This window comes from Rufibacter sp. JT3400010, assembly GCF_054956755.1.
In genome coordinates this window covers 150,392-161,895 of record NZ_JBUDXA010000008.1, presented here as the reverse complement: position 1 = coordinate 161,895, position 11,504 = coordinate 150,392, and the positions used below count along the sequence as shown (strand labels likewise).

Below are 11,504 nucleotides of genomic sequence, written 5' to 3'. Positions count from 1 at the left end.
TATAAAGAGCTGAAAATAAGCTTATTGTTTTCCCGCTTCAGGAGCCGAGGTGAGCAAAGGCTCCGTGCCGTAGTATTTTCTCCTGAACCAGTAGGCCACGTTTACCAGAGCAATTAACGCCGGTACCTCAATCAACGGACCAACCACTCCGGCAAACGCCTGCCCTGAGTTCAGCCCGAAGACGCCAATAGCTACCGCAATGGCGAGTTCAAAATTGTTGCCCGTGGCGGTGAATGCCACCGAGGCGTTCTGCGCGTAATTGGCACCCAACGCTTTGCCCAGGTAAATGCTCACTACAAACATGATGGCAAAGTAAATGACCAGCGGCACGGCAATCCGAAGCACATCCATAGGAATCTGCACAATCAGGTTCCCTTTCAAACTGAACATAACCACAATGGTGAATAGCAAGGCTACCAACGTAATGGGACTGATGGCCGGAAGAAACGTTTGAGTATACCAGTCATCGCCTTTGATTCTGCGCAGAATGAACCGGGACAAGAAACCCAGCAGAAACGGAATGCCCAGGTAAATGAACACACTCTCGGCAATGGCACCCATGCTGATGTCCACCACTTTCCCTTCCAGCCCGAACCAAGTGGGCAACACGGTGATAAAGATGAACGCGAAGATACTGTAGAACAGCACCTGGAAGATACTGTTGAACGCCACCAATCCGGCGGCGTACTCGCGGTCGCCTTCGGCCAGTTCGTTCCAGACCAGTACCATGGCAATGCAACGCGCCAGCCCAATCAGGATAATGCCCACCATGTACTCGGGGTAGTCCCGCAGGAAGATAATGGCCAGCAGAAACATGAGAATAGGGCCGATTATCCAGTTCAGCACCAGCGACAACGTAATGACCTTCAGGTTTTCAAAGACGCGTCCCAGTTGCTCATACTTTACCTTCGCCAGCGGCGGATACATCATCAAAATCAGCCCGATGGCGATGGGTACGTTCACGGTGCCCACCTGAAAGGAATTGATTAATTCTTCGGTGCCCGAATACAAGTAGCCCAGAAGCACGCCCGCGCCCATGGCCACAAAAATCCAGAGGGTTAGGAAGCGGTCTAGGGTGGAAAGCCGTTTTCGTTTATCAACAGTACATTGACTCATATTCTTCCTTTTAAGGAGTTTTCATAAAAACAGGTGCAAAACAGGCACCTCTACAGATAGGTTAGTCCTGCAGGTACTTTTCTACAAACTCCCAGCTGAATTGCTTAATTTGGTCACGTACCTGGTGGAACGTGGCGGTAACCTCCTCTGGCGTACCGGTGGCTTTGGCCGGGTCAGGGAAATTATGGTGAATGCGTACCGCGTTGGTAGGAAAGTAAGGGCAGTTTTCCTGGGCATGGTCGCACACCGTAATCACGTAGTCAAACGGAACCTCGCGGTACTCTTCAATGTGGTTAGAGGTGTGATTTGAAATGTCAATGCCATCGGTGGCCATGACGGCTACCGCTTTGGGATTGACGCCATGGGTTTCAATGCCAGCGCTGTAGATGTTGGCTTTGCCGTTGGCGAACTGGCGTAAGTAGCCTTCGGCTAGCTGGCTGCGGCAGGAGTTTCCGGTGCAGAGAACAAGTACGTTTTTCATGTAGATTTGAAAAAGTAAGATCGAAATGGAAGTTAACAACAGCCCGAACCCGGAGTACAGCTGTTTTCCTGAAAGGTGGTCAACTCAATTAATTGCACCTTCTTTTTTTCTACTGCCGGAGCGGGGGCGCAGCATTCCTCGCCCGAGGCCGTGGTGCCGCAACTTCCGCCGCGCTCAATGGCTTTGCATTGGGTGGCATCTGGCGTAAGGTTCACCACCAGGTTTCCCTCTGTGATGGTGAATTCTGCCGGGTACATCTGGCGCGTATCAAACGCAGAATTCCCGAATTCAATCTTGACAATGCCCAACGGGTTCAGCGGAAGTACTTTCTCTACCACGCCAATAATAGACAAAGCCTTGCTGACCGGCATGGCGGTATCAGATTCCCGCTGGCCGGGTTCCCACAACTGCACAATCACCTCGGTCCAGCTGTTCATCTGCCCGCCACAATCTACTGAGACAATGGGTGCCTGTTTAATCTCGGTGATGTGGTACGAGGCATTTACCCACTTATCTGCCGCATACTGGAACTGGAGCGTAAGGTCTGGCGTCTTGGTTAATTCGCTTTTGAACGCCTGCCAGGTAAGAAGATTGGTGTTTTGCATAAGATTGCGATGTTACGATGAAGAAAGCTAAATTTTTTTAACAGCAGTTATCTGCCTGGCAAGCCACGGGACTGGTGAACAAGCCCAGGAAAATGTCCCGCACTTCTTCCCACTTTTGGGCATCAATGCAATAGCAGACGCTGGTTCCCTCTACGGTTCCCTTAATCAGACCCACTGCTTTCAGTTCTTTCAGGTGCTGCGACACGGTTGCCTGCGCTAACGGAAGTTCCCCCACCAAATCACCGCAGATACAGGTTTGCTTTTTGAGAAGGTATTGCAGAATGGCAATCCGCGCCGGATGCGCCAATGCTTTCGCGTACGCTGCCATCTGGTTCTGCTCCGTAGTGAAATTCTCGGTTTTGGTAACTCCCATGTAAAGGAATGTTTGTTTATCGTAAAGATACGATTAATTGTGGCATAAGGATTTTGGTTGATATTATTTATTTAAATGCCCTGCATGTTCTTCAAGCGGTAGCCTGTTTAAAAAATATATTTCCGAAAATAGTAAAAGCTGGAAAGTGTGCCTACAGCTTGTAGGCTAGCCTTTTCGTAGTAATACCTGCTTAAATACGCCTTCTACTCACAGCGTTAAGATCCTGTTAATGAACTTAAACCGATTTATTATCGTGCTTATACTATATTGAATGCTTTAAGCAGCCTCATGGACACACACACACACACACACACACACGGTAAATCATTTTAAGGAGAAGGTGCTCCCTTTTATCAAGAATGATACGTTGATCTTCGTGAAGTCTGAGGGTGGTGGTGTCCAAACCATAGAGCTAGAATCTTTCCTGAACCACTATGAGTTTTTCGCCTTCAAGGAATCTACTCAACAGGAACGCAACTCCTATTACTTCAGAGAGAAAGAAAGCCCTGCTAACGTGATGTGTATCACAGCGTCTTATGAGAATGTCTATGCTTATTTAGCAGATTATAGCTTCTTTGAGTTCAGGTTAAGCCTTTTGGCTGATAATCAGTTTGTCACGAACCAAAACTTTACAGGAGAGAAATAAACGGCCTGGGAATACCATTTTACCATGAGCTTTTCCTGAGTTTATCTTGGCATTGCAGCCTTTACTGAACAGGAGATCTAGTGAATGTTAGCACAAAGCCAATGTACTCAAACAAAAGAGCCTGACTATCGCTTAGATAATCAGGCTTTTTTATTGTGATCTGTGGAGATGCAGGGAGTCGAACCCTGGTCCAGACAAGGAAACTTGAGCGCTTTCTACATGTTTAGTCTTGGATTGGTTTTCGTGTGGCTCCAGGCCCAAGCCTGGCCTATGAAGTCACCTTAGATGCTTTAGTTTCATGCAGACCCCGCACCTTGGTCTACACTAGATCGGCATTACGATGCCCTGTGACCAGCCCCCACCGAACCGAGGAGCTGCAGGACAATGGCAAAATGCTTAGTACCTAGACTAGGCAGCCATGGCGTAGTTAGACTCGCCAGATAATCGTCGGTCAATTCTGATTTACGGGAAAACTGCCAACTCCCGACATGCTTACACCCAGCTTGCTCAAGCTGTCAATTCCGGTCATCCCCAAGTGTGAAAGAACTCTATCGGTTATGTTTACGGCCGATGCCTGCAAAAGTAACCAAATAATAGACAAATCCTACGCTGCCGGAGTTCCCGTTCTAAGGCTGTTCTTCCAGAAACGGGCCTAAAACAAACCTATAAAAACGTTTTCAGTTCGCTCAGGCAGTGCACCTCATACGTAGGGCGCAGCCGCGGACGCTTCTTCTCGGGGTTGAAAAACACCTGGTCAATACCGGCGTTCATGGCTCCCAGAATATCGGCCTCCAGGCTGTCGCCAATCATAAGACTTTCGTGGGCGCTTACCCCGGCCCGTTCCAGCGCATGCTTGAAAATGCGTTTGTCTGGCTTAGTGCAGTTGATGCATTCAGAAGTGATAATCTCTGAGAAATAAGAGTCCAGCTTCGCTGATTTCAGCTTGATATACTGCACGTCTTTGAACCCGTTGGTGATGATGTGCAAGACGTACTTTTCCTGCAAATACGCCAATACCTCATGGGTAAAGGGGAACACCGCCGTCTTGGTGGGGCAGAGATCGGTAAAGGCCTTGCTGATGCCTTCGGGAATATCGGCGGCCGCCATGCCCAGGCCGGTCAGGCATTTGGTGAATCTGTTCTCGCGGAGTTGCTGTTGCGTGATCTTTCCTTTGTGGTACAAATCCCACATGCGCTGGTTCACAAAACTATATTTCTTGTAGAAGGAGTCTCGGGAAAAATTACCCAGTTGGGCCAGGTTGTAATGGTCGTATAGATGGTAGAGCGTCTCTTCTGAGTTCTTCTCGAAATCCCACAAAGTGTGGTCCAGGTCAAAGAACAGGTGACGGTACGTTTTTGGTTTTCTCATAAAAGGAATGCTACCGGTAAAAGAGGGAGCAAGGTAGTGGTGTAAGTTAAAACCATTTTAGAAGGTATTAGTTTCCATAAAATGGGCGGGCAAAGCACTTTAATACCATTTTGCGCAAAGGCGCTTCCAAAACATAGTAACCTACGACGGAGAGTACCGCTAGTAGCAGCAAAACTCCCCCTCGGTTGGGCCATACATGGAAATACAAAATATCAAACCCGAAGGTGTAGTGCACTAAATAGAAAATGTAAGAGCCTTTACCTAGCTCTTGGCCTACTCTGGAGCCTACCAGTCTGGAGAATAACGTCTTTTCTTGTACCAGTCCTAAAATTAGACTACCTATAAACAGGGGAAGTATAAAGTTGTTGATTCCGTTGAAAGCAACTTGACTTGCAGTAGAAAGTGTAGTGGGTGGTACGCCCCGCACGTACCCCATGCACAGCATGCAGGCTAAAATGCCTAGCGCGCCCGTGTACGTCCAGATACCAGGAATTAGCTTAGGTAAGGCAAACGGCTGAGTAGGTGTCAGAATCATCTTTTTGGCCAGCCAGATACCCAAATAAAACTCAAAGCATCTTCCAAAGAACGTAGATCTAATCAGAAAATTAAGGTCAGGTAGAAATTCATACGGCAGAGACAAGAGTTGGCCCAGAGCCAGAACTATGCCGCCTACCAGAAAAGTAAATAATAGCATCCTCCATAAACCCAGTTTATCCCAGTACAGCAATACCGCCGGGGCCGCCGCATAGAAAAACAACTCTACAGTCATGGACCAGCCTACGCCAATGCCGCTAAAGGAGAATTCTGAGAAAAGACCCTGTAACATGAAAAGGTTGAGCACCCACGCATCAAGCCTGAAATCCTGCTTGAACAGGAAGGCGATGATGGTACATACGGCGTAAACCGGGTAAATGCGGGCAAACCTATGGAAGGCATATAACCGCCTGCCGGCAGTGTCTGCCTGTTTAAAGGTTTGACTGTAGCGCAGCGAGATTAAGAAGCCACTAAGTACAAAGAAAATAGATACGCCCATGTGCGCTTCCTGGAACAAGACCTGAAAGAAACTGGTGGCAACTGGTACGGTTGGTCTGGCGTGGTGCGCAAACACTAGGTAAGCAGCAAGAGCGCGTAAGCCAGTCAGGGCTGGGAAATACAGCTTTGTGTTGTTGAGAATGCTCATTTCTACTACAAACCCGTGAAATGCCGCTGCTGCAAACGGTTAATGGCCAGTTCACGGTTAGAGAAGAGGGTTTGGTACACTTCTTGGTCTTTGAGCAGAAGCGGGTCTTTCTCCAGGTAGCCGAACATCTGCTGCAAAAAATCCAGCATTTCGTCTTTGATGTAATAAAACGCCCACTGGTCTTGTTTACGGAAGGTCACCAAACCGGTATTCTTGAGGTAGATGAGGTGACGGGACGTTTTGGTTTGGGTAAAGTCCAGGACTAGTTCCAGATCAGCGATGCAGAGTTCTTTGTTGCGCAGGAGCAGATGGAGGACGCGTATTCTGGAGACATCGCTCATGGCTTTAAATACTTGTTCCCCAAAAGTAACGTTAAAATGTTTGAGCCTCATGGAGTATCTCTTCGTAAAATTTATTTAAAGCTCTTCGGCACAAAGTACTATAAAAAGCCTATACTTGTAAACGAACTGTTCCATGACTACGCTATATTTCCCTTCATCTTCTTCCTGTCACCGCTTTTGGGCTCATTTGGGGCGCTTTCTGGTGGCAGTTTTACTTTTATCTGGCATCAGCCTTACTTCGGCCCAGGGGCAGGGAGCCCGCAAGGTCATTCAGTTGACGGGGGTGGTGACTGCCGGTGATAGTCTTTTAGGCATACCGGGCGCTAGTGTGTATATTCCCAAAGCGGGCCGGGGCACCAATACCAATGAATATGGTTTCTTCTCCTTGCCAGTGCTTGCCGGAGACAGTGTGGTGTTTAGTTCTATTGGTTACGCCAAACAATCCTTGATTATTCCCGAGAGTTTTGAGCGCGATAGTTATTCCATTATCATAGAGATGCTGGAAGACCCTACCGTGCTGCCCGAGGTTCGGGTTTTCCCGTATGCCACGTTCCGCGATTTTACCCAAGCGGTCTTAGCCATGAAGTCTCCCACCGAAGACATTGACACCGAGAGTGCTATGAGCCGGCAGATCTTGGACCAGATGTTCCGGAACACGCCTATGGATGCCAACTCCAATCACCGCAATTACATGGACCTGCAAAACCAGCAGATGATGCGTAGGGGTGGCTATAACCCCGGGGCTACCAACCCGCTGTTAGACCCTATTAAATGGTACCAGGTGATCAAAGCCATTAAAAACGGAGACCTGAAGCGAAAAGAATAAACTTCTATATACGCCATAGCAAAAGAGGCTGTCCTACCTAGGGCAGCCTCTTTTGCTATAGGGGGTGAGTTGAAAGTTCAGGCAGTAATTCGATTGGGGCCTTTAATTTGACAAATCGCGTTTTGGCAGGCTTTTGGGAAAAGCGGCTTAAAAGGAGCAAACACTAGTCGGTTGTTTTTCTGTGGGAGAAGAACCCGCAGATAATCTGTAAGGCGTTCTCTCCTGTGCAGATATCTTGCATTTAGCTTTCAAGTAATGCTCAGATATGTTTAACAAAAAGGCTCTCCTTCTACTGAAGGAGAGCCTTTTCATGGATAGTGGTTTAGGCCTGTTTTCTGAAAGAAAGACCGAAAACGGTAACTTAATTGCCTTGCGGACGGGTTGTTCCCGGGCGCTGGGTCTGTTGTTGCAACGGATTAGGAGTAATGCCCCGAGGCTGTTCTTTGAACAGTTCAAAACGGCTTGGCTGGGTGCGCTGCGGATAGGAGTTGTTGTTCATGTCAATGTCGGCGGTTTCCTGGAAGGGGTCCAGCATGAAGCTGGCTACCGGTTTCTCGGTCACAAACACTTTGGTGATTTCCTGCTCGTCATAGCGCCAGATTTCGGCGGGGATGCGCACTATTTCAGACGTTCCGTCCTGGTACGTCATCTGCATTACTACCGGCATTACCAGGCCGCCGTTGTTCCGGATGCCCACCTCGTAGAAGTTGAGGCCTTTCTGCAACAACGCACGTTCTTCAGGGTTCAGCGACTGCAGATATCTCTGGTACTGCGCTTTGCTTTCTTCGGTCACCGCTAAAGGGTCATAGGTGTTGTAGAAATCCTTCAGTTCTGGTTTGGTGTCTACCAATGTCTTAGGAATGTCCTGTAAGTTGCGTTGCTGAGACAAACTTTTTGGGGCGGCATTGATCTCGGTTCTGCGTTTGGCGTTTTCCACCTCTGGGTTTCTGGTGTCTACTGAGTACCATTTCACGCCGGTCAGTTCCTGCTCTACGTGATCTGTGGTGTAGAACCAGCCTCTCCAGAACCAGTCCAAATCGGTGCCTGAGGCATCTTCCATGGTCCGGAAGAAATCTGCGGGCATAGGGTGTTTAAAGGCCCAGCGGCGAGCGTATTCTTTGAAGGCGTAGTCAAACAGTTTGCGGCCCATTACGGTTTCACGCAGAATATTCAAAGCGGTAGCGGGCTTGCCGTAGGCGTTGTTTCCAAGCTGCGTGATGGATTCAGAGTTGGTCATGATAGGCTGTTGCAGGCTCTTATCCATCTTCATGTAGGTCACCATGTTTCTAGGCTCACCGCGGCTAGATGGATAGTCACGCTGCCATTCCTGCTCCGTGAGGTACTGTACAAACGTGTTCAGGCCTTCATCCATCCAGGTCCACTGGCGCTCATCTGAGTTAATGATCATGGGGAAGAAGTTGTGGCCCACTTCGTGGATGATCACGGAGATCATGCCGTATTTGGTGCGCTCAGTGTAGGAACCGTCTTTTTCAGGTCTTCCGCCGTTGAACGAGATCATGGGGTACTCCATGCCGCCCACCGCACCGTGTACTGAAATAGCTACCGGGTACGGATAGTCAATGGTGAATTTGGAGTAGGTTTTGAGCGTATGCGCCACCACCTCAGTTGAGTATTGGCCCCACAACGGATTTCCTTCTTTGGGGTAATAACTCATGGCCAGGGTGTTTTTGCCCGCCACGTTCACGTTCATAGCATCCCAGATAAACTTACGGGAACTGGCCCACGCGAAGTCGCGCACGTCTTTGGCCACAAACGTCCAGGTTTTCTTGCCTTTGGCTTTGTTTTTCTCGGCGCGAAGCGCTTCTTCGGGCGTCACAATCAAGACCGGTTTATTTGCTTTCTGCGCCTGTGCGAAGCGGCTGCGCTGGGTGCTGGTGAGCACGTCCATGTTCTGCAGCTCGCCAGTAGAGGCTACCACGTGGTCAGAAGGAACGGTCAGGCTCACTTTGTAATCCCCGAACGGCAGGGCGAACTCGCCGGTACCCAAAAATTGCTTGTGCTGCCAACCGTTCACGTCGTCATAGACGGCCATGCGCGGGAACCACTGGGCCATCTGGTATTCGTAGTTGCCGTCTTCGGGGAAGAACTCGTAACCGCCGCGGCCACCTTGCTTTTTCTGGTCGTTGATGAGGTTAGACCAGTCAATGCTGAATTTTACAGACTGCTTCGGCTTTAATGGCTGCGGCAAGTCAATGCGCATCATGGTGAAGTTGATGGTATAGGGCAGGGCTTTGCCGTTGGCATCTTTCACTGATTTGATTTTGTACCCGCCGTCAAACGTCTGCTCCGCTAGAGCCTCGGCCACACCAAACGTAGGTCTGTCTGGAATGCGGTTGGTGCGGGTGAGGTTGGTCATGGAGTTCTTCTCGAAGAGGTTCTGGTCTAGCTGTACCCACAGGTAGGTCAAAACATCTGGCGAGAGGTTGGTGTAGGTGATGGTTTCAGAGCCGGTGAGCGACTGGTTGTCGTCGTTCAGTTCAGCTTTGATGTTGTAGTCGGCGCGTTGTTGCCAGTACTCGTGGCCGGGAGCGCCAGAGGCGGTACGGTAGGTGTTGGGGGTGGGCAGTTCCTGGGCCAGTTGCCGGAACTTGGATTTATCAATGTTTTCCTGCGCCAAAACCGGTGCTGCCAAACTGAGGAGCAGCCCAGAGGCGAGTAAGAGTTGTTTCATTAGGTACGGTTGTGTTGGTTGGATTGAGTAATAAAGCAAATTGGTTAATTCTGGGCAAAGAAAAAAGCGAGCGCAGGCTTATTTAGGCGGTTCGGGAAGGTTTTCGCCAAAATGTTTTTGTATGTCCTGGCGGAACTCGCGCATCACTTTTATCATCTTTAAACCCATAGGCACCATGATGATGCCCAGCAGCAAAGGCTTGAACTCTTTGAAATATAGAAAAATAAACGGAATCAGGATGAAAGCGGCGCCAGCCACCATACCTAATACCAGTACCGCGTAACTGCTGTAGCGGGCCAGCGGGTACCACCACTTCTTCTTCATGGCCAGGGTGCGTTGCACGTACGCCGCGTGGTCTTTCTCTTTCTGCCGACGGGCGCGTTCCCTTGCTACGGCTGCCCACGCCACGTATTCTTTAGGGTCAGCGGGTGGGTCATAGACAAACTGGTACTTTTCCCAATCGGTCTGGAGTTTGGGCGCGGGTGGGGGAGGGGTGACGTGCGCAGCGGCAGGTGCCGAGGCCAACTCCTGAAAACGCTGCAGATACTCATACGCCGACTGAATGCGCAGAAACATGGCCGGAGCGCCGGGGTCCTGGTTTCGGTCTGGGTGGTATTGCAACACCAGTTGGCGGTAAGCGTGCCTGATCTGCGGCATTTTAGCGCCAAACGGTACTCCCAACACCCGGTAAGACTCAGCCAGCATTTAGTTAAATGGATAAAGGACAGCAATGCCGCCGTTTTGGGCTTGTTTTCAGAAAATAGCCGAAAAATCCTGGTCCAGAATCAGCATGAGGGCAATGGCACCCGCGGCGCTGCTAACCCCCAGCACCCAATCACGTTTCTTGACGGGGAGAAAACGGGTTAACAGCAGATTCAGTATGAGCACCAGCAGAACAATCAGCAACTGACCCAGTTCAATCCCTACATTAAACGCAAGCAACTCTAAAACGATGTTCTGGCCCTGGCCCAGCAATGATTTCAGGTAATTGGAAAAGCCCATGCCATGAATCAGGCCGAAGACCGCGGCAAACAGGTTGTTCCACGACCATACGGCACTTCCCTTGGGTCTGGAGGTGGTAATGTTCAGTTGCGTGAAATTGTACAGGCACGTGAGTAGAATGGTCACCGGAATCAGCAGTTCAATTAAAGCCGTGTTGAACCTAATCATCTCCAGCGTGGAAAGCGCCAACGTGATGGAGTGCCCAATGGTAAAACTGGTAACCAACGCCAGAATGCGCCGCCACTCGCTGCCCGAATATACGGCACACATGGCCAGCACAAACACCATGTGGTCATACGCCTGAAGGTTGAAGATATGATGGAAGCCTACCTGGAGGTACGTGAAAAAGGTTGAAGACACGTTTGTTTGCTGTTTTAAGAGGGTGTTAGTCAGGCAAGATTAGAAAAAAGCCTCAGCGATGCAAGTTCTGTAGTTGATGAGTGCGCCTGAGAAGGTGAGTTTCTGTTTTCTTCCCGTTTTAGAAAATATATATCCAAAACGTAGCAGCGTTACACCGTAACGCCATGTAACCACAAAGCAATACCGCTGCCCACACCCTGACCGGTGTTCTTTAAGAGTGTGGACAAGTCTCTTTTGCATAGAACGGCCGTTGGGGAAAGAGAGTGATTGCTGCGTAGGAACACGGCGTTACGTGTAACGCCGCTACAATTTCCGCTGGCGCGAGTGTCCCGCTCGTGTCCGCACGCATTCCAGAAAGTAATGGCATTCTCCCTATTTTAATTGTGTGAGCAAACGGCAGAGTCGTTTTTTCAAAGCCATTCTAGTTCGACCATAAGATCTTTACAAGATGACTAAGTGGGTTGGGAAAGCATAGGAGTAGCCAGAACGCCGAACATAAAAAAGAAGTGGACAA

Annotated in this window: 12 protein-coding genes and 1 other RNA gene; 2 read left to right on the top strand and 11 right to left on the bottom strand. The window is 49.5% G+C overall.

Going from position 1 to position 11,504, the window contains the following annotated elements; genetic code table 11:
• Nucleotides 1-21: 21 nt before the first annotated feature.
• The 4 genes from arsB to ACY0JR_RS10565 all read right to left on the bottom strand — a co-directional run bounded on the left by arsB (nt 22) and on the right by ACY0JR_RS10565 (nt 2,575).
• Complete coding sequence (arsB, locus tag ACY0JR_RS10580) at nt 22-1,116, bottom strand: ACR3 family arsenite efflux transporter (protein ID WP_462634034.1); 1,095 nt, start codon at nt 1,114-1,116, stop codon at nt 22-24.
• A 61-nt stretch (nt 1,117-1,177) separates the two neighbouring features.
• A complete protein-coding gene (locus ACY0JR_RS10575; protein WP_462634033.1) occupies nt 1,178-1,597 on the bottom strand; it encodes an arsenate reductase ArsC in 420 nt (139 codons plus the stop codon).
• Between the two features lie 32 nt (nt 1,598-1,629).
• The gene (locus ACY0JR_RS10570; RefSeq protein WP_462634032.1) at nt 1,630-2,202 is read right to left on the bottom strand and encodes a DUF6428 family protein; all 573 of its coding nucleotides are present in this window, start codon (nt 2,200-2,202) and stop codon (nt 1,630-1,632) included.
• 37 nt (nt 2,203-2,239) lie between these two features.
• Entirely contained in the window at nt 2,240-2,575 is a 336-nt protein-coding gene (locus ACY0JR_RS10565; RefSeq protein WP_462634031.1) for an ArsR/SmtB family transcription factor, read from the bottom strand.
• Nucleotides 2,576-2,915: 340 nt separating this feature from the next.
• Between ACY0JR_RS10565 and ACY0JR_RS10560 the strand changes: the two genes are divergently transcribed.
• A complete protein-coding gene (locus ACY0JR_RS10560; protein WP_462634030.1) occupies nt 2,916-3,221 on the top strand; it encodes a hypothetical protein in 306 nt (101 codons plus the stop codon).
• 160 nt (nt 3,222-3,381) lie between these two features.
• Here the strand turns inward: ACY0JR_RS10560 and ssrA are convergent.
• The 4 genes from ssrA to ACY0JR_RS10540 form a co-directional block, all read right to left on the bottom strand.
• Nucleotides 3,382-3,754, bottom strand: a transfer-messenger RNA (tmRNA) gene (gene ssrA, locus ACY0JR_RS10555).
• A gap of 130 nt (nt 3,755-3,884) precedes the next feature.
• Nucleotides 3,885-4,589 (bottom strand): YjjG family noncanonical pyrimidine nucleotidase, encoded by a 705-nt coding sequence (locus tag ACY0JR_RS10550; RefSeq protein ID WP_462634029.1) that lies wholly within the window; start codon nt 4,587-4,589, stop codon nt 3,885-3,887.
• A gap of 67 nt (nt 4,590-4,656) precedes the next feature.
• Nucleotides 4,657-5,769: an acyltransferase family protein gene (locus ACY0JR_RS10545; protein WP_462634028.1), complete on the bottom strand. Its 1,113-nt coding sequence runs from the start codon at nt 5,767-5,769 to the stop codon at nt 4,657-4,659.
• A 5-nt stretch (nt 5,770-5,774) separates the two neighbouring features.
• Complete coding sequence (locus tag ACY0JR_RS10540) at nt 5,775-6,161, bottom strand: ArsR/SmtB family transcription factor (protein ID WP_462634027.1); 387 nt, start codon at nt 6,159-6,161, stop codon at nt 5,775-5,777.
• A gap of 82 nt (nt 6,162-6,243) precedes the next feature.
• On the opposite strand from ACY0JR_RS10540, the gene ACY0JR_RS10535 reads away from it, so the two are divergent.
• Nucleotides 6,244-6,936 (top strand): carboxypeptidase-like regulatory domain-containing protein, encoded by a 693-nt coding sequence (locus ACY0JR_RS10535; protein ID WP_462634026.1) that lies wholly within the window; start codon nt 6,244-6,246, stop codon nt 6,934-6,936.
• Nucleotides 6,937-7,297: 361 nt separating this feature from the next.
• On the opposite strand, the gene ACY0JR_RS10530 is transcribed toward ACY0JR_RS10535, so the two are convergent.
• The 3 genes from ACY0JR_RS10530 to ACY0JR_RS10520 all read right to left on the bottom strand — a co-directional run bounded on the left by ACY0JR_RS10530 (nt 7,298) and on the right by ACY0JR_RS10520 (nt 10,990).
• Nucleotides 7,298-9,628, bottom strand: a complete 2,331-nt coding sequence (locus tag ACY0JR_RS10530) for a M1 family metallopeptidase (RefSeq protein WP_462634025.1) — start codon at nt 9,626-9,628, stop codon at nt 7,298-7,300.
• Nucleotides 9,629-9,706: 78 nt separating this feature from the next.
• Nucleotides 9,707-10,333: a J domain-containing protein gene (locus ACY0JR_RS10525; RefSeq protein WP_462634024.1), complete on the bottom strand. Its 627-nt coding sequence runs from the start codon at nt 10,331-10,333 to the stop codon at nt 9,707-9,709.
• A 48-nt stretch (nt 10,334-10,381) separates the two neighbouring features.
• Nucleotides 10,382-10,990: a HupE/UreJ family protein gene (locus ACY0JR_RS10520; RefSeq protein WP_462634023.1), complete on the bottom strand. Its 609-nt coding sequence runs from the start codon at nt 10,988-10,990 to the stop codon at nt 10,382-10,384.
• Between the last annotated feature and the right edge of the window lie 514 nt (nt 10,991-11,504).